This is a genomic window from Bradyrhizobium sp. Leo78 (assembly GCF_059512425.1).
The window spans coordinates 42,030-62,896 of record NZ_JCAMOT010000034.1 but is presented as its reverse complement, the minus strand read 5'-3'; the positions used below and the strand labels follow the sequence as shown (position 1 = coordinate 62,896).

Annotated in this window: 26 protein-coding genes; 2 read left to right on the top strand and 24 right to left on the bottom strand. The window is 60.3% G+C overall.

Going from position 1 to position 20,867, the window contains the following annotated elements; translation table 11 throughout:
• Positions 1-58: 58 nt before the first annotated feature.
• A complete protein-coding gene (locus AC5ZG1_RS32395) occupies positions 59-694 on the bottom strand; it encodes a glycoside hydrolase family protein (protein ID WP_496135265.1) in 636 nt (211 codons plus the stop codon).
• Complete coding sequence (locus AC5ZG1_RS32390; RefSeq protein ID WP_496135264.1) at positions 691-903, bottom strand: DUF7940 domain-containing protein; 213 nt, start codon at positions 901-903, stop codon at positions 691-693. Before AC5ZG1_RS32390 ends, AC5ZG1_RS32395 begins: the two co-directional genes overlap by 4 nt.
• A gap of 283 nt (positions 904-1,186) precedes the next feature.
• On the opposite strand from AC5ZG1_RS32390, the gene AC5ZG1_RS32385 reads away from it, so the two are divergent.
• On the top strand, positions 1,187-1,393 hold the full coding sequence (locus AC5ZG1_RS32385) for a hypothetical protein (protein WP_496135263.1): 207 nt from the start codon (positions 1,187-1,189) through the stop codon (positions 1,391-1,393).
• 56 nt (positions 1,394-1,449) lie between these two features.
• Complete coding sequence (locus AC5ZG1_RS32380; protein ID WP_496135262.1) at positions 1,450-2,631, top strand: acyltransferase family protein; 1,182 nt, start codon at positions 1,450-1,452, stop codon at positions 2,629-2,631.
• On the opposite strand, the gene AC5ZG1_RS32375 is transcribed toward AC5ZG1_RS32380, so the two are convergent.
• The 22 genes from AC5ZG1_RS32375 to AC5ZG1_RS32270 all read right to left on the bottom strand — a co-directional run bounded on the left by AC5ZG1_RS32375 (position 2,567) and on the right by AC5ZG1_RS32270 (position 20,803).
• Positions 2,567-5,836, bottom strand: a complete 3,270-nt coding sequence (locus AC5ZG1_RS32375) for a carbohydrate-binding protein (RefSeq protein ID WP_496135261.1) — start codon at positions 5,834-5,836, stop codon at positions 2,567-2,569. The two genes, AC5ZG1_RS32380 and AC5ZG1_RS32375, sit on opposite strands and share 65 nt — an antisense overlap.
• Before the next feature lie 33 nt (positions 5,837-5,869).
• Entirely contained in the window at positions 5,870-6,187 is a 318-nt protein-coding gene (locus tag AC5ZG1_RS32370; RefSeq protein ID WP_496135260.1) for a hypothetical protein, read from the bottom strand.
• The gene (locus AC5ZG1_RS32365; RefSeq protein WP_496135259.1) at positions 6,187-6,639 is read right to left on the bottom strand and encodes a hypothetical protein; all 453 of its coding nucleotides are present in this window, start codon (positions 6,637-6,639) and stop codon (positions 6,187-6,189) included. Before AC5ZG1_RS32365 ends, AC5ZG1_RS32370 begins: the two co-directional genes overlap by 1 nt.
• Positions 6,640-6,646: 7 nt before the next feature.
• Positions 6,647-7,129, bottom strand: a complete 483-nt coding sequence (locus AC5ZG1_RS32360) for a hypothetical protein (RefSeq protein ID WP_496135258.1) — start codon at positions 7,127-7,129, stop codon at positions 6,647-6,649.
• A 384-nt stretch (positions 7,130-7,513) separates the two neighbouring features.
• A complete protein-coding gene (locus AC5ZG1_RS32355) occupies positions 7,514-7,942 on the bottom strand; it encodes a hypothetical protein (protein ID WP_496135257.1) in 429 nt (142 codons plus the stop codon).
• On the bottom strand, positions 7,942-10,572 hold the full coding sequence (locus AC5ZG1_RS32350) for a phage tail protein (protein WP_496135256.1): 2,631 nt from the start codon (positions 10,570-10,572) through the stop codon (positions 7,942-7,944). Before AC5ZG1_RS32350 ends, AC5ZG1_RS32355 begins: the two co-directional genes overlap by 1 nt.
• Positions 10,572-10,970 (bottom strand): GNAT family N-acetyltransferase, encoded by a 399-nt coding sequence (locus tag AC5ZG1_RS32345; protein WP_496135255.1) that lies wholly within the window; start codon positions 10,968-10,970, stop codon positions 10,572-10,574. Before AC5ZG1_RS32345 ends, AC5ZG1_RS32350 begins: the two co-directional genes overlap by 1 nt.
• Positions 10,971-11,017: 47 nt before the next feature.
• Positions 11,018-11,686, bottom strand: a complete 669-nt coding sequence (locus AC5ZG1_RS32340; protein ID WP_496135254.1) for a hypothetical protein — start codon at positions 11,684-11,686, stop codon at positions 11,018-11,020.
• A complete protein-coding gene (locus AC5ZG1_RS32335; protein WP_496135253.1) occupies positions 11,683-12,312 on the bottom strand; it encodes a hypothetical protein in 630 nt (209 codons plus the stop codon). The genes AC5ZG1_RS32340 and AC5ZG1_RS32335 overlap by 4 nt, the downstream gene beginning before the upstream one ends.
• Positions 12,312-14,723 carry a phage tail length tape measure family protein gene (locus AC5ZG1_RS32330; RefSeq protein WP_496135252.1) on the bottom strand — a complete coding sequence of 804 codons (2,412 nt, stop codon included), beginning with the start codon at positions 14,721-14,723 and terminating at the stop codon, positions 12,312-12,314. Before AC5ZG1_RS32330 ends, AC5ZG1_RS32335 begins: the two co-directional genes overlap by 1 nt.
• Entirely contained in the window at positions 14,716-14,931 is a 216-nt protein-coding gene (locus AC5ZG1_RS32325; protein ID WP_496135251.1) for a hypothetical protein, read from the bottom strand. The genes AC5ZG1_RS32330 and AC5ZG1_RS32325 overlap by 8 nt, the downstream gene beginning before the upstream one ends.
• Positions 14,932-14,969: 38 nt before the next feature.
• On the bottom strand, positions 14,970-15,299 hold the full coding sequence (locus AC5ZG1_RS32320; protein WP_496135250.1) for a hypothetical protein: 330 nt from the start codon (positions 15,297-15,299) through the stop codon (positions 14,970-14,972).
• Positions 15,299-15,712, bottom strand: a complete 414-nt coding sequence (locus AC5ZG1_RS32315) for a hypothetical protein (protein ID WP_496135249.1) — start codon at positions 15,710-15,712, stop codon at positions 15,299-15,301. The genes AC5ZG1_RS32320 and AC5ZG1_RS32315 overlap by 1 nt, the downstream gene beginning before the upstream one ends.
• A 27-nt stretch (positions 15,713-15,739) precedes the next feature.
• On the bottom strand, positions 15,740-16,222 hold the full coding sequence (locus AC5ZG1_RS32310) for a hypothetical protein (RefSeq protein ID WP_496135248.1): 483 nt from the start codon (positions 16,220-16,222) through the stop codon (positions 15,740-15,742).
• Positions 16,223-16,230: 8 nt separating this feature from the next.
• A complete protein-coding gene (locus AC5ZG1_RS32305) occupies positions 16,231-16,665 on the bottom strand; it encodes a phage tail terminator-like protein (RefSeq protein WP_496135247.1) in 435 nt (144 codons plus the stop codon).
• Positions 16,666-16,734: 69 nt separating this feature from the next.
• Positions 16,735-17,145 (bottom strand): hypothetical protein, encoded by a 411-nt coding sequence (locus tag AC5ZG1_RS32300; protein ID WP_496135246.1) that lies wholly within the window; start codon positions 17,143-17,145, stop codon positions 16,735-16,737.
• On the bottom strand, positions 17,142-17,513 hold the full coding sequence (locus tag AC5ZG1_RS32295; protein ID WP_496135245.1) for a hypothetical protein: 372 nt from the start codon (positions 17,511-17,513) through the stop codon (positions 17,142-17,144). Before AC5ZG1_RS32295 ends, AC5ZG1_RS32300 begins: the two co-directional genes overlap by 4 nt.
• Entirely contained in the window at positions 17,510-17,710 is a 201-nt protein-coding gene (locus AC5ZG1_RS32290) for a hypothetical protein (protein WP_496135244.1), read from the bottom strand. Before AC5ZG1_RS32290 ends, AC5ZG1_RS32295 begins: the two co-directional genes overlap by 4 nt.
• A gap of 5 nt (positions 17,711-17,715) precedes the next feature.
• Positions 17,716-18,282 (bottom strand): DnaT-like ssDNA-binding protein, encoded by a 567-nt coding sequence (locus AC5ZG1_RS32285; RefSeq protein WP_496135243.1) that lies wholly within the window; start codon positions 18,280-18,282, stop codon positions 17,716-17,718.
• Between the two features lie 157 nt (positions 18,283-18,439).
• Positions 18,440-18,754 carry a hypothetical protein gene (locus tag AC5ZG1_RS32280; protein ID WP_496135242.1) on the bottom strand — a complete coding sequence of 105 codons (315 nt, stop codon included), beginning with the start codon at positions 18,752-18,754 and terminating at the stop codon, positions 18,440-18,442.
• Between the two features lie 64 nt (positions 18,755-18,818).
• Positions 18,819-19,958, bottom strand: a complete 1,140-nt coding sequence (locus AC5ZG1_RS32275; RefSeq protein WP_496135241.1) for a major capsid protein — start codon at positions 19,956-19,958, stop codon at positions 18,819-18,821.
• A 77-nt stretch (positions 19,959-20,035) separates the two neighbouring features.
• Entirely contained in the window at positions 20,036-20,803 is a 768-nt protein-coding gene (locus AC5ZG1_RS32270; protein ID WP_496135240.1) for a hypothetical protein, read from the bottom strand.
• Positions 20,804-20,867 lie beyond the last annotated feature (64 nt).

The following is a 20,867-nucleotide window of genomic DNA, read 5'->3' as shown; positions in this document are numbered from 1 at the left end:
CACGCCTGCACATGCGGCGCATGAACCGTCGAACAGCGCGGACAAATCCATCCGGTGTTCATTTGAATACCCACGATCGCAGCCGTGTCCACAGTGACGGCGCGGGCGGCGGTTTCGGCGGTTCAACCTTCACCGGCTTCGGTACGGGCTTCTCATACGGCACTTCGACCGTGATGGTTGCGGGGCCGCCCTTGATGCCGGCCAAGCACTTCGCGCGCTCGTTCTTACGGCGATTGATCAGGCCGCGGCGCACCTCACCACCGGCACGGATATACCAGCCGGTCGGATTGCCTTTCGCGTCCTCGGTGTAGATTGCCTTGCACCCGGCGGTGACCTTGCCGGTGTTCCACTTCTCCACCATCGGCGAGCGGCAAACGGCCGCCGGACCGGCATTGTAGGCCAGCGAAATGGCCACGGCGCGGACGCCGTCCGGCAGATCGGCGGTAATGCACCGGCCAATTTTGCGGTCATACTCGGGCAGGCGCTTTAGGAGACGAGCGGCCCAATATGCTTCGTCGTGCGTCTCGCCGAGAACGACGCCCTCAGTCTCGCCATAGCCGCCGGTCGGAAGACCGTGGGCGAGCTTGTCGGGCTTCACGGTGAGCCAAAGACCTTCGTATCCCTTTACCATCGGCAGAGCCATGGCCAGGGCACCGGCGGACGCGACTGTGATGGCTGTTTTGCGAGCGCTCACGTCGCCCGCTCTTTCTGCTTGGCGAGCCGCGTAAGAGGAATGATCGCGATGTTAACGAATACGCTCAGAACGACGAGAAACCACGGATTAAAGACGTCCGTGAAGGCGCTGAGCACAGCCGCAACGCCGTTGAACACCCCGAGCGCAATCGACACCCGGATCGTCCAAAGCCGGTGTAGCTCTTGCCAGGGGTTGTCGATGAGCCGCATTCCATGAACGTATCAAATGGAATGTTGACTGTCAACATAAATAGGGATTGCCTCAAGCGTTCCGCGCCGCTACCGTTCGTGCAGCGTAGGCAGCGTGAAAACTGTCGACGCGAATTGAAGGCAGCAAGAGGGTAGCCGGCTATTGCGCCGGGTGGCTCCCAAAATAACCGTTAGTAGCAACGCTCGGTAGCTCCGGGCGTGGCGGGAATATGGGAGGTCAGCACCTCTTGCTGCTGATTTTCACCCACCCGGCACCAGTCGGGACAGCGCAAGAGGGCTGTCTATGGAATGCGTCTCCTGGCTCGATGGCCAGTGCATCAAATTCGTCCCATCCGACATATTGCACGGTGGCGTGCAGAACACCGGGGCCGACTTGCTCATCCTTGGGGTGTTCGCGCTCGGCGTGCTGCTGACATTCGTGATCGCGGCTTACACGCCATTGGAGGAGCGCGGTGACGACGAGGACGAGTGGTGGAAGGCGATTAAGTAGGGTTGCTCGGGTTGGTTGTGGGGTGGTAGGTTCGCCGCCAAACACGGGGACGTGCCTTGGAAAGTCCAAACAGAGAGAAAAACCGCGAGGTTGACGAACTTCGCGGGTGGGCCGCCTTACTTGTGCTCTTTTACCATTCAGCGCATTCGGGAGGGGCAGCGATCGGTCTGCAAGGCTGGCCGGTTGCGAGCAATCCGCTCGCCGCCCTGCTGTACGAGGGCCATACCGGCGTCGCCCTATTCATGGTGCTGAGCGGCTATATCCTAGCGAGCGGAACGTTCGGCAAGGACATCAGCTACGCCGGCTTTATCCGGAACCGCTTCCTGCGAATCTTCCCGCTTATGATCGTGGTCCTGATGTTCTCACTGTACACAGCGAAGGATCTGGACCTTGGCAAAATCCTCGCACCGTTCTTACTGCTAGCAAACACAAAGGCCGCGTTCACCGATCCTTCCGGCCTCGCCGGAACCGTTTGGACTATCTCCGTCGAATTCCAGTTCTATTTGATCGCGCCGTTTCTGTTCATGTTCGCAGATCGCAAGGGGATTCAGTTCTTGCTTTCTGCGATTCTGCTGTTCTGGCTGTTGCGAATGATCGTTCTTTTGCCACTGCATGGCGAACCGGCAGAAATGTACCGGGTCAGCTACTTTACGATTGTCGGCCGCATCAACCAGTTCATGATTGGGATCGGGCTCGCGTATCTTTTCGAGACCGGAAGGCTTGACTTCAAAGTAAGCCGCAGGGCCGGACTTTTCGCATTGGCGGCGGCCAGCGTTGCGGCCCTCTCGCTTCTAACCGTACTGAACCGTTCGGGCGGAATATACGTCTGGCACTCTTGGCATGTCGTCTATCCCGAAATCGAGGGGTTGACCGCGGCTGCGTTCATTGCCGCTTACCTTGTCAGCCGCCCCCTCGCCGGCGCATGGGCTAGCCGCGCGATGATGGGCATCGGAACGGTCAGCTTTAGCCTTTACATTCTCCATTACGCTATGCAACGCGAGTTCTGGAGCATCGTGTATCCGCAGTTTTTAAGCGGCATGCTCACGGGGCGAAATGGCGTTTTCATCGCAACGCTCGTGCTTGCCGTTCCAATTGTTGCGATGGCCGCGCTGTCGTACCAATGTATCGAAAAACCGTTCCAAGACATGCGCGGAAGGTATCTAAAGCCAAGGCTTACACCATCTCAAGAAGATACAGCCACGGAGCCGCATATGCTCCGGCGACAATCTGTCCGTTAGGAAGCGCTCTCGTCCACTTCATTTCGCCAGCATCGAGAATGACTTCCTCCATAGTTTGGTTGGTGTAGTCGATCACGGCAACGCCGGTCGTACCAGTAGCGAACGCCCGCCCATTGGAAACGGACACATTGGAGGCGCCGCGATACAAGTCGCGGAATATGTAGCTCTTGACCACCGTGTTCGTCGCAGGGTCGATTTGCGCGACGCCACGCTGTCCGCACGCAAACACCCAGCCGCCGCCGACGCCCATTCCGTATAACTGCCCCACCGAGGTCGGAATAGTCGCGATAGTCGCGCCGCCCACAGGGTTGATCCGCTTTACCGTTCCGTTGTCCTCGCGAGAGGTCCAGATCGACCCCGCAAGATACTCAACGGGAATGTTCGCGCTTTCGGTATCGCAATCGGTCGAAAGCGCTGTCATGACTCCGGTCGCTGGGTTCAAGTCGTATATCGTGCAACCGCCCAATGAATGCCGGCCGGCTGCGACCCATAGTTTTGACACGCCATCGGTGCCGATGCCGAAACCGTTGTTGTTTGGGCCGCCGGGGATCGTGTAGGTGTTGGTGACCGTCATCGACGCCTTGTTGATCTGCTGAACGGTCGGAGAGACGAAATTTGCAGTCCAGACATCGCCACCAAGGGAGACGATTTGGTGCGGATAGCTGCCGATTGCGACGGAGGCCACTTTCTTTAAATTTCCGTCGTACTTGATTACTTCGTTGTAGGCGTGGCCGATGACGTAGAGGTTAGTTCCGTCGCTGATGGCCTCATGCGTCCCGCCTCCGGTATTGACTAGTGTGGCCGACAGGCTGCCAGGCCATTCATCCTCCGCGATCATGAACGCAGAATAGACCAACAAATCTGCCGCTGCCGCAGATGTGAACCCGAACGAAGCAATTGCCGTCTCAGTGCCAGCAGGCCACGCCGTGCCGCCGCCTCCGGTCGCGTTGATGATACCAGTATACAGGTCGGCGATTCCGTTATTGGTATTGCTCGGCGTGAAGCTGAACGTCAGAGTCGAGATCGGCGTTTTGTTGATATTGTAACACGTAACTTTGATGTCGAAGGCGGGGCCGACCGCCATGCAGCCGACCTTGTAACGCTTCGTGATGTCGACCGGCGACATTCGACTCGGCATCACATACATCATCAGGCCAGAAGCGCTAGCGGACACATGCGCGCGGCTATGGGAATACAGCGTGTTAAGAACGCTGTTGTTATCCCGATCAAAATCGAAGCGAACAGGATCGTATCCACTGGTGAACACCGACCAGCCTTCCGCCCCATTTATGAACGTCCCGTGCTTTAGAAGGTTGGTCCCGCGGACCAGGCGCGCACGAGTGGCCTTGCTCGCGATAGAGTCGGTCGATGGCGACGACGATGACGACGTGACGTCTCCGCGCCGATCAATCCAGCCGGTGGTGCCGATGGAAAGAAACGTGTTGGCTCCCGATGCGGAATTCTTCGTCTTGATCTGACCAAGAGTATTTGTTCTGATTGTGTTTTGGCCGGCGGATTGCGTGTTACCAGTCTGGCCGGTAGCGGCGTAATTGATACCGCCTATCGTAAATATCTTGTTTGCAATCGCTTCATCTGTTTTGTCGAACGGAAAAACGGCTAAGCGATTGTCGGCGCCGACCGTGGTGGAGTCAGCCACACTAAGCACGTTGATGTTGGCAAGAACTTTGATTCCGGTCGGCACGGTAAGCGTGCGTACAACAGTCGCAGTGCCGGGGTTGCTGACGCTCACGTCAGCAAAAATCGTATCCCAAATGAATTCATCGCCAAGCTGGCTAAACTTCACCCATTGGCCCGACGCATTCGTCAGCATTGAACCAATGCGCCTTGAGCGCGTGTAGTTCGATGGCAACGTTGGCCCCGTTGGGTTCAATGAAATTAGGGCATCGACGACGCCGGTATCCAAGCGTTTGATCAGGTGGACATGATACCAAGTATTGTTAGCGATGGTTCCGGTGTCGAGCGCGCCGTTACCTGTTCCGACTGCCCACGCGGCGGTCGTCTTGGTATATGCCGCCGCCAGCAAGAGAAAGTCGGCATTTGTGCTATCGGTTGCGATGCCAGCAGCAATCCCGAACGTCGCGGAGCTGCCCGCAGTAGACAGCGTCAAGCCGGAAAGATAGCCGCGAAGAACACTCGGAGCGCCTAGATTTTTGAGCGCCGCCGCAGCGTCCGCGACGTCGGAGAGATTGTTCGTTGACAGCAGATCGCCCGAGCCAGGGGCGCCAGCGATTGCGAGATTCCAATCGGCGAACGTGCCAGAGCCGCCCACCTTCGTGACGTTGACCGTGAGATTGACGCCACTGTAAGCGGTGACAAACCCCTCCATATAGTTCGCGCCGTTTGCCGCCGAGCTGGCGCGAACGTAGTTGCCGACCTGATAGACCAAGCCGGTACCCACGCCGTTGAAGGTTTTTGAGCCCGTGCCGATCGTGAGCGAGGTCGCGGACGAACCGCCGTAGCCCTTGCCTGCCGGGATGGTGAAGTCGAAGACTGCCGCCGAAGACGTGCCGGAATTCTCGACATCTGCGTTCGTTCCGGGGGCTCCGGTCGTGGTCGTGCCGACCGCTATAGTCGCGGCAGTGCCAGCCGCAGCAAGCACAGCCCAATAGGTCGCATTCAACGGACTCTGATTAGTGTTCGTCGCGAGTGCGACGTAGGAAGTGCCGTTGTAGCTGACCACATCGCCAGCAACATAAGTTGTCGCGGAGTTCCATGCGCCCTTGACGCTGAAACCCTTGTAGATGCCCTGAAACACCCACACGCCGCCGGTCTTGAGCCAAAGCTTTCCGGTGTCTGGTTGCAGGGCGAACTGGTTCTCCTCGCCAAGAGACGGATCTGGTTCGGTCAGATCGGGCGCCACGAAAACATAGAACCCCTCCGTATTGAGTGCGGCGACCATGTCGCTCACCTGCAGCGCCGCGGTGCCGCCGGACGTACGTTGCAGCGAGCGTTTGATGATGGTGTAGGGAGTGCCGGCCGCCACACTGGTAAACGGCCAGGGTAGGATGGTCAGATGCGTGCCGTCGACCACGTCGATGATCGGGACCATCTGACCCGAGATGACGATATCGTCGCCGGGCTTTGCGTTGGTTCCTGTCCAATTGGCACCACCGGCTCCGACGATCGTGGTTGCGCCATTGGCGACGGAAACGGTACCGGTGAAATAGGTTGAAATGGCGGTCATGCGACGATCCTATGAGGGGCGTCGCACTATAAACTAAGTGATGTTGACAGTCAACAATTCATTCGGCGTTTTAGCTCCGTCGATTGCCATCATGATCCGTTGGCGCTGCAGCTCACGCTCGGCGAATGTGTCGGGTTTTGCCAGGATGATAGCCGATAATTCGGCGACGGAAATTCCGCGCAAATCAGCTTCCGGTTTCAACCGCTCGTCTTGGACCTGCGCCCATAGACGCTTTTGCGCGTGGGCCTGTTCGATGTGCGACTGAGCGGCAGCATTGAAATTGGCGTTGACCGCAATTTTCTTAGCAGCGCGCAGTGCCGGCATGGGATCGATTTTGATGAAGGTTGGCATTAGAGTTGCGCCCTGATATCGAGTTTGAATGTTTGAAACGGCCATCGATCGAAGCAGATCGTGTATGTCATTTCGACGGGGATCGCGACGCTCATTTCGGTGCTGTCCATGACGCCTTGATGCAGTAATTCGTTGGCGCCATAGATGCGATACTTGGCATCAGCCGGAACACCCTTGATCAGCGCATAATCATCGCCATCGGATGGTGTGATCACCGTTTTGTCGACGGTGATTTGCATGATCGGTCGTTGTTTCAACCACCGCTTCCGGCGCACATAATATTGGTCCGGAGGAACGAGCCCGGGAAGATTCTTTTTAATGAACGTCTGTTTCAGTTCATCGCGCGCGACTTCTTCCCATTTCGCCAGTTCTTCCGGACTTCCATAGAATTTATTGGCTTGTGTGATCCGTCCTTCATCTTCGCTGTTCGGATCATGAGTGATGTAAAGCATGACGACCTCAGTTCACATTCTTGAAGATGCAGAAATTGACGTACATCGGATCGCCGGCGACATCTGATTGTCCTGGCGGAACAATCAGACCGGCATCGAAATTCGCGGGACAAAAATACGATCCACATACACCGCCGCCGGCACCTGTTGCCAACTGCGGTCCACCAGATGCGCCAATCCCCATCCAAGGCCCGCTGACGATATTATTGACGTCGTTGATGTTGCGAACAGCAACTATGAAGATCGGCGCCTTACCTGACGGCGGCGTGAACAAAAATGTTGGCGGACCTTCATTGACGTTCTTGCCTCCGACATATTCGCTATTGAAAATCCCGGGAACGAGAGAGACTCCAGCGACGAACAATCGCAACGGCGGCTGGTTGCCGTCGAAAATGCAGTTGTTGAATTGCGCACCAGCCGCGTCAACGCCAGCCACGGAGACTTTGAGCGGCGACGATGCATTGCTGTCGATGATGACGCGTCTGGCCATGTCAGGTTATCGCTTGGTTGTAGACTTGATACACGGTTGGCAAACTGCACGAGATTGTAATCGAAGCGCCGTTGCTATTGATCGTGCAATTGGATGATGAAGAACCCGGCCCCGGCGACGGTCGAAATGGTCCCGGACCGAGTGTGTGGCCGATAACACTGGACCAGTTGAACTGACTTGTGACCACAACGAGCGGCGAACGCGACAGCCCGAGCGCTATCGTCTGCGAGCTGGCCACGCGACCCATCAGAATCAGTTGCGAGACTTTTTCATTGACGCTGAGCAGCAACGAACTATCGGCCGCAGTGAACGCGTCCACACCGGGCGGCGATACGAACATCCCGACGTCGCCGTTTGCCCTCGATCCGATGACAACACGTCTGCTCACTGCGATGGCACCGGAATCTTGTAGGCAACGTAGATCATTTGGAACGACGAATAGCTCGAATCTGCGTTCACCCGAACCGTGTTCGTGAGGATGGTTGAGTTTAACCCCATCGGCGCGGCGCTTGACCAAAAGTCATCATACGCAACGTTCCCCGACATGTGTCGATACTCAACGAACGGCTTGTATCCGAGATCCGGCCAAATAGGTGCATATCCGGGAAATTCAAGAATCCCTTGCATCCATGCAATCGCCGACCACGAAACAATGCCGATAGCGTGGATTTTCGCGATGTCGGTCCAGTTGCTATCGAACGTGATGCTGTCGCCAGTATCCGCCGACAGTAACGCATCGAACCCGGGCGCGGCACATCGCAGTCCATACACGCCGGGTGTGCTTTGTTGACCGATGCAAACGCGCCGTGACATCAGGTGTTATCCGAAATCGTAATGCGTCCGTTGTTCAAATCGATGAACATTCTGGTCGCGGTCGGATCGGCAAGCGTGCCGGCGCGAATATCGCCAGCGTTGACGGTGATTGCGCTCAACGAACCGACGCTCATTTTCTGCGTGGTGATCGAACCATCCACGATCATGTCGCCGCGCAATGCTGCCTTGGGTACTCCGTTGACGTTTGCCACGGTCCAGACGGGAACAGCCGCACCGCCTGAAACACCGGGAAACGCGACCTGAAACTTGTCAACCGTGACAATGAACGCCGGAATGGTATCGGACCCGTTGACCAGTTGCAGGCCGCCCACGGTGCCGGTACCGACGTCCACCGTTACTGACCATGAGGCTGCGGCGTAATTGTCGAGTGTAGCGATTGCGGTGGCAGACTGCTCGACAAACGCCGTCGTCGATCCCCACGTGGCAGTTGCGGCCGTGGAGAAGGTTGCGAAGGCCGTTTGCGTATCGACCGCCACCGTACGCACTTCTTCGATCGAGGCTTCTGCGGAGTCTGCGCGTGCGGACAGTTGCGTGCGGAGCGATTTCTTGTCCAGCCAGTTTCGCGCGTCCTGGTTTCGCAGGATCGAGGCAATCAGGTTCAGCGCCTCGTTGATTCCCTCAGAGTCGAACTGCTCGACGCTATTCACCAGATCAATCACACTCTGGTCAAAGTCCGCCAGCGTCAGCTTGACATCCGGCGCCGTCACCGCCAGCCAATCGGACCAGAGCATTTCCCGCGGCGCGCTCGGGATATATTGACCACGCACCTCATATTCACCGTTTGCGATGATCCCTTGCGAAACGATGATTGATCCGACTTGCAACTGATCGGTGCGGCCGCGCGTGACTTCCGATTCGTCTGCGGCCAAGCGCACTTCGTATTTGACGCCGACCACGCCGTCGATCGAGCCATCCCATGACAGGCGAATGGCGGGCCGGCGCGGCTGACCGGCGATGAACAGCGTATAGGGCTCGGCGAACCAGTCGACCACGCCTTGCGGCGCCGGGTAAGGGATAATCGTCGGACCGGTGCCCACTGGCGTGAAGTCGCCCGGCGTCCAATCGTAATCGCTCGGATCCACTTCGGTGAGATCGAGGACGACGTCAAGGTTCGCCTTGTCGATCATCCCGTCGACGCGGAACTGCTTGGCGTCGTAACCGTTCCTTACGCTGCTCCACTCCCCAACGTCGCCGGGCTCGACCAGCCAGAACGCCGGCGGCATGGAAAGCGTGTGCCGTCGCGCGCGGCGCGCTTCCTGCAGCGCCGACTTTTGCAGTCGTTGCACCTGCTCGTCGTAGGGAACGAAATCGAACGTCGGATTTGCTAGGAGCCGACGGTTGCCGTCTTGTGCCTCGAACGTCGCATCGTAGAGTGGCGGCGCGACCTTCGTTTCCCATGCTTCGGTCGGCGATGGGTAAGACGCCGTGATGCCGTTGATCGAATCGGCGAGACCGAAAAACGGGGTGAAGGTCTGTTCTTCGGTCGACAGAATGTCGTCGTCGGTCCACGCAAAGGTCGGGCTATCTGGCGCACCGACGCGCACCTTGTAGAACCCGCCGATTTCCGAAATGCGCCCCTGGCAAGCGGTCATCAGCGCTTCCAGCGTGTTCGCTACCTGCGTGTTGACGTTGACCTGGCCGCCGGCGCGATACGTCGGTTGCACACCGGACGCGCCCGTGATCGTGGCACGACATTTCGCGATCTGCGCGTTCCAGTTGATCGTCGGGAGCCGCGCCTGCGTCATGCGCTGTAGGCCGTAGAGCCATTGGCCACCGACGTAGACGCCACGCATGATGTTGTAGGCTTGGACAGCCGGATAATCGTCGCCGTCGCCGCCCCACGTGCTCGGGTCGGACCAGCGCTGCGCACCGGATCCGCCGTTCGTCGAGTCCTTGGTCGGATCGTAGAGCGGCACGCCCGACATCTCGAATTTGAACGTCGGGAAGCCGGTCCAGATAAAATCATTCGTCAGCGCCGTGACGATCACATAGGAGACGCCGGTTCCGACGCGCGTGTTCTCATAGGGACGATCGGACGATGAGACGGCGGACACAAGCCACGGGTCGGCGAACGTCTGTGAGCCATCGTAATATTTGACGTAGAGGTGCGGCGCGATGTCGGCGGGATAGTCCGGATTGCGTGGCTTGATGTATTCCGGCACCTGATAACCGGGATCCCCGCCGCCCGGCGCGCCGGACATCGTCGGAATGGTGACCTTTTCACCATTCACCCACATGCCGGTCAGCTTTGCGCCGGGTACGTCGGCGAGGGCGATCACCTGCACCAAATAGGCGTTCGGCGTTTGACCCGGCAGCGCGCTCGGTGCCCACGTGTTGGCGTAGACCAGCGATCCGGCCGTCGCAGTCGCGCCTAGCGGGAAGGATCGAGGCACATCGCCGCCGCCCTGCAACTGCCCTTGGATGCCGAACGTATCCGCGGACTGCGAGGAAGTTTGGTTCGGGTTACCGGCGAGCGCCTGCGCGGCGTAGGAGATGCCCACGGAAGCCGCGAGACCGAGCCCGCCGGCAACAACGCTGGTCGCAATTGCACTGCCAGCCAGGAACGTACCGGAGAGCAGGGCGGTCGCGGCTGCGGTGAAAACTGCCATTAACCGATTGCTTTCAAGAAATGGGTTTCAGCGGCTTGGTAACCGCGGCGACGATAGAGCGCGGCGACGGTCGGATCATTTCCCATGCCGGCCATGCCGATGAATTTACAGCCGCGTCCACGCGCCCACGTCTCATAGGTGTCGAGCATTCGGATCGCCGCTGTGCCGCCGCGGTGGTCGGGGTCGATCCACCAGAGTCGTTCCTGCGACATCCACACCGGTCCGAAATCGTGCTCGAACGCGTGCGCCAAAAGGATGCCTTCGGCGCGACCGGCCACGTCGTGGATCAAGCAGAGCATGTTGCCGCCTCGCGCGTAGCGCAGGAACAGCCGCTCGCCATAGGCGGGATCGAGTGGGAATAGTCGGTCCATTCCCGCGCTCACGGCAAAGTCGCGCATCAATTCGACCGCTCGCGCCTTATCGCCTATGTGTGCTGCTCGAATTGTCATCGGCCGATCTTGCTAAAGAAGTTCGAATCGGTGGTTCGGATTGGCCCGCCCGCTCGACCCCAAAACTGTTGCCAGGACGAAACGACGCTCGCGTCGGCAAAAAAATTATCCGTCGGATTGCGGAGGCGCTGCGACGCATCGGAACGGGTGTCCGGGTTCGAGCGCGTCATTTCCTGCGTGTGCGACGTGCAAGTCAGTTCGACATCGCCGACGTCGTTTTCCTTCGGCGTCTTGATCGGCGCCTCGTCGATGAAACCGACAAAGCGCGGAAACGCCGGTCCGACCATAGAGCGAGTGGAGGGGTCGAATAGGCCGCGGTAAATCTCGACACGACCCTGCTTACAGTCGTACGTCCGTACCAGATTGTTGATGCGATCGGAGACCTGCGACAGCGTGATGGTGACGTTCTGCACGGTCAGTGTGGAGACCAGCGGAATGTCCGAGATGGAAATGAGGCCGCCGGCGCCGAACCAGGTGCGCGACTGCGCGCCGCCGGTCTCTGGATCGATCACGGAAGCCGTAATGGTGCCGATGTCGGACCAATAGCCATCGGTGACCGGACTGCCGTCGACACGGTTGCGAACGACGAACCACGCGAAATCGCGCGCGACCAGGTGACCGGCTTGCAGCGCTGCGTTGTTCTCGGCGGAGAGGGAGCGGGTCATTCCAAATACTGCACTGCCTGAAACGAGATCACGGTGTGGAGAGCACCCTGCGCCTTCGGTGAGAACGACGCGGGCTGCATCGTGAAAATGCCCTTGGGGTTCTTGAGCGTGACCGCCGCGCCGACCGTAAAGCCGGGCCGGATGTGCGGCCGCACTTCGAATTGCGCTGTGAGGCCGGATCCGTTCGCCGTCACAGTTTCCACGGCGCGGTGCAGCGCGCGGCTCGTACCATAGGTGAACGACAGATAGTCGCCGGCGGAGATGACCTGGCCAGCGGCGAGCCCCGAGAGCGCTAAAGCCTTGTTGTTGGCGTTCACGGATGCCAGGGCGCCATTGTTTGCGCCGGTGCCGTCCGGATACTGCCGCGGGTTCGGCCGGCGTACGTCGAACGCCTCGAACGTGTTGATCACGCCATCGAGCGCGTCAAAGGCGGCTTCGTAGGCGAGGGCGTCGTCGTTGGCGATCGGACCGGTGGTGTAGGTTGCCACCCACAGCGCACTGCCGAAATCCTTGCCATAGGCCTTGCCACCGGCGGTCCGGCTCAATTCCTGGCGCGACATCGGTTGAAACACTTGATCGGCGAAGCCGGGCGCCATGAGCGTGGTAAGCGGGAAGGTGAGGGCCATTATGCCAACCTCCGCGCCTTGGCCTTCATCGCAGCCGCGCCGAACGCCGGGCTCTGCGCAAAGCTGGAAATGCCGCTCGCTGCCTCACGCTGCGCCACATCCTTGACGTAGGCTTGCAGATTGCCGTTCTGGTCGACCTCGACGCCGACGGTCACATGAACACCTTGCTGACCGCCGCCGCCCGCGCCCGAGCCGTCGACGTAGCCGCCGGACGCATAGCCGCGCATGCGATCGAGGTTGCGCACGCCGATGCGGCGGGTGGTCACCGCGTCCATGACGTATTCGCCCTTGTGGACGATCCCGGCCGGTTCGAACTTGCCACCGGGGCCAGTGAAACCGCCGCCGGCAAAGCCGGGACCGTAAAACGCGCCGCCCGTGTTATTTGCCAGGGTGCTTGCCGACGCCGCCTGCGCGGCCGCCCCGCTGCCGCCGCCACCGAACAGACCGCCGAGAATGCCGCCAAGCCCGCCGCCGGATCCGCCGAACGCCGCGCCCCAAAGGTTTTGCGCGGCCATGTCAGCAAGCTTACTAGCGATCGAATTGAGCGCGCTTTGACCAGCCTGCTTGAACGCATCCCATGCCTTCGCGCCGTTGCCGATAGCGGACGTAAAAGTCTGAATCGGACCCTGTACCAGGCTCGAATAGGCGAACCGAAGATTGTCGGTGTTCTGCGCCGCCTGCCCGAGCGCCGCGGCGTTCGCTCTGATCGAGGCAATGTCCGCTTCCGAAAGCACGCGGCCGTTGCGCTTGGCTTCATTGAGCGCGTTTTGCATGGCGGTATATTCGGCCGTCGCGCCGGCCGACATGCCAATCGTCGCGGCATTGATCTTTTCGGCGTCCGTTTGCGCCTTGATCTGCGCGACGCCGTTCACCTGCTCGCGGGTGAGTTGCTTTATGACGTCGATGCGCTTCTGATCGACCGACACGCCCTGCAAGCGCGCGGACTGCACCGCCAACTCGACTTGGCGAACGGCTTCGCTTGCGGTGATCGTTTGACCGTAAAGGGCGAGTTGCTGTTGCTGCAGCGAGATTTGCCGCTGCACGACGACGGGGTCGACAGTCTTCGGACCGGGCGGCGCGGTCGTTCCACCCGTGATCATGACACGCGTAGGAGCCTGACCCTGTCCGCTGAAATTCGCGCCGTTCAACGCTAACCCGGCGCCGATACCTGCCGCTCCACCGACCGCTGCGCCGATTGGACCGGCGATTGCGCCGCCGATCGCGCCGGCACCGCCGAGCAACAAGACCTGCAGCCACGGCGGAATCTTAATGTCCGAAATGGCATTGGCCACGTCGAGCATGGCGGACTTGAAGGTGTTCACGAACTTGGTAGTTGCGCGGTTCCACTCTTCGTCGAATTTACGCGCCGACGCGATCAGTTTGCCTTCGGCGCTCTCATTGAACTGGACCGCCGCTTGCTGTGCCGCCTTGATACCGTCCTTGCCTTGCGACAGGAACCGAACCCAATCCATCGTCGCGGGCAGGCCGGCGCGCTGCAGGAGTTGCAGCCGTTCCGTGTCGTTGCCGGCGTTCTTGATCAGCTCGGCGACGTTCTCGAAAATGGATTGGAAATCCTTGGCAGACTTGCCATTCGCGCGCAGGAACTCGCCAAGCTGACCCATTCCGTGCTGCGCCTGGTAAACATCGCCGCCGAACTGGCCCATAGCCTTAAAGAAATCATCTTGACCGATACCCTTGAACGACGCGGCTTGTTGCAGTGTGTGCAGATTGCCGGTCGTCGTGCCGATCGCGCGGGACACGTCGTCGAACTGCTTTGCCATATTGGCAAGCGATTGAATGGCGACCAGACTTCCGGCACCGAGTCCGATGACGCCCAAAGAGAGGAGTCGCACCGGCGTCAACACGCTGGCGATGCCGCCGGCGATCTGCTTGAACGCGCCGCCGACGGTCCCGGTCTTGCTCGAACCGAATATGTCGGCGATCTGCGATCCCTGTTGAAACAGAACGGTCAGTGGCGACTGTCCGCCTGCAAGCGACACGCCGACGTCCTGCAACTGACGGGACAGGTTGATCATCTCGTGCCGTGCCAAGGCGCCAGATTTAGCGATTTTTTCGCTGCTTTTACCAATGCCGTCCGATGACTTGCCGAACTCATCACCTAGGCCCTTCGCGGCCTCGCCTGCACCTTCGATCTGTTCCTTAAAACCTTTCCCGGCACCCGCGATGAAACGTCCCTGCGCATCCCGCAGTTTTTCGACTCCCTTCGCGGCAGCATCAGCGGATTTTTGCACTGCGTCCGTCGCGACCGCCGCCGGCTTCGCAGACGCCGCCAGCTTGTCGCTCGCCTGTGCCGCGGCATTGGCTGATGCCTGAAATTTATTGAGCGCCGTCGTTGCTGCAGTTGCCTGCGAGCTGTCAATGGCCAGTCCTAATCGTGCGACGTCAGCCATTGGAGAACAACGCCTTGAACAAAGCGGGGGTCACTTCATGCGTCGATTGAGGCACTGCGGGCGCTTCCGGCTCGTCCTCGCCTCCGAAGAACTTGAACAGAGCATTCCACGGCGCGTAGTCGTGTTTATTGCGGGTGTTGATCGCACGGGCGAGGGCTTCCATGGGCATTTGCTGCACTTCGTCGTAGGTGTAGCCGCACACACCCATTCCCTCGTTTTCCAGCCACTCCCAATAATCGGAGTGGCTTATGCTTCCCCCGCGTCGTCGCCGTCCTTGGCGGCTTCGACCGGCTTGCCGCCGTTCGCCAGATAGGTGACGAACATGGTCAGCGGTCCCGTCAGATTGACCGTGCCGGTGCGGTAAACCTTGTCCTCGACGTCCACCGGCTTTTTGCCGGAACCGAACGCCACGACACCGACATAGGTTTCGAGGTCCAGCATGCCGAGCTTGGCGATGACTGCCTGATAGCCGTTGCCGAGCGCGTTGATGCTTCGCGCCGCCGGCAAACTGCAACGGAGCGTGACTGGCTTTCCGTCGAGAACGATTTCGACTTCACCCACCGCAGCATTTGCCATTACAGGGAAACTCCCGGCGCGAACGGCCGCAAATTGAGCACGGTCGTCGACACGGCAATGCCGAGCTGCACGACCGTTTCGCCGGCGCTGAGATCGGCCGACGGCTGGATCCCGCCGGGTGTCTCCGAGAGGTAATAGGCCGTGCCCGGAACGAGAGTTGCGCCAGGAACGAACGCGGGGTCGCTCTTGACCACCGTCAACGGCTGGCCATTGGACGACGCATGCAGTGCGATTCCGTAGTAGCTCCTGACTTCGCTCGGCGTGCCGTTGCTATCGGACAGCTTGAACAGGCCGGTCGCCGCTTCCTTGTACACCGGCTGACCGGCGGTAATGGTCGCGCCGGCCTTGCCGGTCTCGGTGATCGCTTGACCGCTGGCCGCAACGTTGGCTGCGGTAATTACGAGGTCCGCCATGTATCAGGCTCCTATCGCGGCTGCGGCTTACGCCGCGGCCTTCTCGACGATGTTCGAGTTGATTTCGAGGGTGGCGTTCAGGTTGCGGATCGTGTTCGCCGCGCCGCCGGCCGCCTCCGCACTCATCGCCAGTGCGACGAAATAGTGCTGCGTCGGATTGGTGCCGCCGGACGGCATGTCGTTGTAGTCGATCCGGAACGCGTAGTTGTTCTTGTTCGACGGCGCGGCGGCCGCGATGAGCGCGATCTGGCCGGGATCGTTCTTGATCTCGGCGAACACGTTCTGCATCGAGCCGGCGTTGCTGGTGCCTTTCTGCTTGGCGTCGCGGCCGCGGTTGATCAGGCTGGTGGTGATCACCTGCGCGGTGTCGCCGTGGGCGCCCATCTGCGACCAACCGTCGATTTCGGTCCAGGTCTGTCCGCTGAAATCTGCCTGCACGAAGTCGGTCGACTTATCGGACAGAACACCGCCGATGTAGATGCGGCAACCAGCGACGGGAAAGAGGGCCATGGCGACTCCTACTGCGTGAAGGTCCGGTAGCGAACGCTCACCGGGATTTTGATGTATGAATCGTCCTGACGAACGGACGATGCGATTTGCGGCGGCTCGTAGACGTCAACCTGCACCGAGCCGTTCAAGAGGCGCGTCCCGCGCTTGAACCAAGCTGCGACCGCATCGGCGATCTGCAGCGGCTTGATCTCGCCATTCTGCTGCTTGTAGACGACATCCACCTGCAAAATGCCGGAATGCTCGTCCCAATCCGAAATCCCGATGCCCTGCGTCGGCGCGCGAAGCAGCCACGCTTGCAGGTACGTGTCCGGCTTGTCGGTAGCGGGCGGCGCCGGGAATGGAACGTTCGGCCACGCGACTTGCAGGGGAGGCGAGAGCGTCAAACCTTGCAGGCGCGTCTGTAACGCCTCTGCAATTTGCGCTTCGATACCCACTGCGGACATACGAGGAATATAACACAGGAATGTTGACTGTCAACATAATGAAACGCAATGAAGTGGCTGTGCAGGGAGTTAGTCCGGCAATTCCGCAGCCGCCTTGTTCACGATACCGTTGAACTCGGCGATCGTGAGCCTCACCATCCCATTTGGGCTCTGCTTCGACCAACCGAATTCTAAACGGTTAATGTAAGGTAAATTGGCAACGAGGTACACGACGTCACCAGCCTTCGCCGGCGCGACACCGACGTTGATGCGCGCAATGGTCTCCGCGCCGGTCTTGTCCAGGTGGTTGACTTGTCCGCTCGGGATCGAGCCAATTGCGCACTGCCAGGCACCGCGCGCACGCCCTGTATCGACAGGCGTCTTAATGACCACGCGCGAAAACATGTCGAGCGCTACCTTGCGCAAAACTAGGTCGGCGTTGCCCTTAGCCTTTTCAACAAACGCTGCAATCTGAGCAGTAAAGACGTTGCTCGTGCTCACTTTCGCGCCTGTACGTCAAACACAACCACCAGCCCGGCCGGCGCGATTGGATCCGCCTTGACCACCTGGCGCTCGACGCCGCCGACCACAATCGCATCCGGCGGTGCCATTGACGTGATACCGACGCCCGACAGCGGCCCGGCGGCGATCAGCCAGCGCTCATCCGTGTCGAGCACGGTCCCACGCTGCATCTGCTTCATGGTAAATTCGACCTTGGCGCCCTTGGTCGCGTAATCGGTCGTCGTGGTCGTCGGATCGAAGGGCGGGCCGCTCGTGGTCGTCCGGCGCAGAATGACGGCCTGGCCGAACTTGGAGATAAGCCGGTCCGCCGTGTCGCGCTTGGCGCCATAGTCGAACGTGTCGCTCACGCCGCCGGCTCCCACGGTTTCAACTGCACTTCCGCCTTGACGATGGCGCGGGCGTCTTCCTTCGAGCGCTTTTCCACGTGAATCAAATGCTTGAGCCGATCGAACGTCCATTGGATTTCGGCGGCGGACAGCCCGGAAACATCGGCAAGCAGCTTCACGCCGTTGAACGTGCCGTCACCGTTCGCGTATTTGTCCATGGCGCTCACGACCGCACCAGCCGCACATTGCCGGCCGCCGAACCCGGCGTGCTCGTCACCAGTCCGCCCAAATAGCCTTCAATGGCCAAATAGCGGTCGATAGCCGGAGCGCCGTCTGCCCAAGTCGTGCTTGTGGAAATCGGCCCGACCGTTTCCGAGAGACTGCGAATCTGGCCGCCGCGCACCAACTGCGGTTCCAACGTCACACCCGACAGCGACAGCAGCGCGGCTTCCATGGCGGCGCGCTTCACCTGAACAGGAACGGTCGTCTGATCAATTTGCCACCCGTTCTCGTCGTAGAGCGGATACAAAACCGCCGCATAACGATACCCACCGCGAGCGCCATCGATGCGCGGCCAGGCGAGCGCCTGTGCCTGTGTCGCGGTTATGCCGCGCCAGCGTTCGCGATAGGCGTTGTCGAGATACTGCGTACCGAGCCGCGCCGCGGCTTCCTTGGCAGCGTCGGTGCCGGTCCAAGCGGTAATACCGCGCGCGGAAAAATATGTGTCGGCTTCGGCGATCGAGAAATAGGAGTCGGCGTTGGGATCGCCAGGGTTGCTGTTCAGGCTCATGTTCTGCAGCCCTCCGAAACCTGCGCGATCATCCAATCTTCCAGTTCGAAATCGTCCGCGAAATCGAATTCTTCGACGTCGATCATGTACGACCGGCGCCGCCGCCGTTGGCGAAGAATGCGGGGACGCGTAGCAGTGCGCCGCGCCCGCATGGTCGTTACTTCTTCGCGGCCGCCAGGGCCTTCTCGATTACCTGAATCGCCTGCGCCTTGTTCTCGACGGCGCGGCCGCCGGAAACGACTTCGGCGATCTTGCGCAACTCGGCGCCGTCCTTCTCGCGCCAGTTCTTCGGCAGATCGAGCGGATCTGCGGGCGGCGGCGGCAGAGGTGCGGCGGGTGGCGGGGGGAGCGGTGCGACCGGATCGGCGAAAAGCTCGTGTTTCTCCGGATCGAAATCATCCTTATTGATCTCGACGAAATCACCCTGCGACTCGGGATGGGTCGACTTGATCTTGACAGTCGGTACGAACATCAAAACGGGGTTCCTTGGGTAAAACGGGGCGCACATGTTGCATGCGCCCCGTTGGATCGGTGGATTAGCCGAGCAGGATGCCCGAGTGGCGCGGAGCGATCATCTTGACGCCCCAAGCCAAGTTGACCTCGTACCGAACCTGACGCTTCTGCTTGTACACGCAGAACTCGAACGCCAGACCGGACACGGGATCCGCAATGACCATCACGTCGTCGGCCGCGTCGCCGCCTTCCGGCATGGCCGGCGCGCGGGTGGCGAGCTGGATTGCCGAACGGGCGAAGAACATGTTGCGGGTCGCCGCACCGACGATGGTGATCGCGGTAGCCGCCGCCGGAATGGCCTTCTGCAGGCCCGGCTCGGCGATAACGATCGTTCCGCCGTTCGACGTGTCGGTGTCGCCCGTCACGACCAGATACTTTTCGGCGTCACCCGCGAACGAAATGATATCGCCCGCCAGGATGGTGCCGGTACCGGCCGCAGCCAGAGTGATCGACGTCGCGCCCTTCGCATAGCCGGCGTTGTTGGTCGTAGCCGCCGCACCGGTACCCGGAACGAACGTCTTGACCACCTGCGCCGACTCGTGGACCGCCCAATTCTCGACGGTGCCGATCGAACCGGTGCGCAGCAACACGTCGCTGCCGGCTTCGTTCGCCTTGAACAGGGTCGACTGCTTGCCGCGGATGTTGGCGGCCGCGAGCGAGCCGAGAACCATGTGGCGATCGGACTTCGGGGCGCCGTTGTCGTCGAGAATGCGATAGGGCTGCGCGAAGTCGGAGAGGTCGCCGGCAGTGCCGAACGGAGCGGTTCCGGCGACGCCGTAGGCGCGGCTGGTGTTCAGGTGCAGCGCGGCCAGGTCGCTTTCCACTTCGTTGGTCAGCGTGCGGAGCGCCTGCGCGATACGGTCGCGGTTGATCGTCGCGAGCGTGCCGGCATTCTGCAGACCCTTGGTTTCCTCGCCGGTAATGCCGAACGGCACCGAGCGGGCCTTGGTAATCTGCATCTGCACGTTGAGGATCGTCTGCGCGGGCGGCGAAGCGGCAACGTTACCGACCGTCAGGTCTTCCGCTGCCATCGGGCCGACGACCGGCGAAGTGACGTTCTCGCCAACCGCGGCGCGCTCGGCCGAAGAATCACGAGAAACGGCCGGAATGAAACCGACATTTTCGCGGGAAACCACGTCCATCGCCGCATAGATGTCCGGCACAAGACCGCTAAGAGTGAGAATAGCCATAGTGCGTCTTTACTCCGTAAAGGGTATGCGGCCGATGCCGCGGGGTTGCCTCAGTCGACGACCTTGAACCCTTCCTTGATCTTGTCGGCGCGGGCCTGGTGCCCGAGCGCGTCAAAATCCTTCCGGGAGATCGTCTTTCCACCGGCATCCCGCCGCTGGCTCGGATCCTTCCCGGACCCGCCGCCCGTGCCTTCGAAAAGGGACGGGAAACTTTTCTGCGCCTCTTTCACGAGGTCGTCGAACGTGGCCAAGCCACCCGAACCGCTGCCGACCATCGGCGTCTTGCCGTCGGCTTCCAGAATGGTCGCGGTCGCCTCGCCGGCATCGTCAAACTCGATCTTGACGCGGTCGCCGATCAATCGCGGCAGCGCGGTCAAGCCTTCTGCGGACGCCTTCGCCTTGGTGAGCGCGGTCGTCAAACTCGTGTTCACGATGGCCCGTTTGGCGATGCCGAGCGCGCCCTCGCGCTGCTTGGTCGCCGTTTCGATGTGACCGTCGTATTCCTTCTTCTGATCGCCGAGTTTCTTCGCCAAAATCTCGTCGAACTTCCCGGCCTTCTTCAGCGCTTCTTCGGCCTTGACCCGCTCCGCTTCAAGCATCTGCTCGATTTCGTCCGGCGACTTGCCGAGCTTTTCCCACGATGCGATCTTGTCCTTGACCGCCTTGTTCAGTCCTCGCTCCGATTCGAGGGCCTTTTTCAGTCCGCCAACATCGGGCACATCGAAGTCGAGAACGTATTTGCCTTCTTTTTCGACGTAGGCGCCGCGAGCGGTTTCGGGAATTGCGTCAAGAGAATCGTAAGATTGGGCCAGAGCCATCAAGCGTCTCGCTTTAGGAAATCCTGCATCCCGCAGGCAGGGAAACGGCCGACGTCGCGCCAGC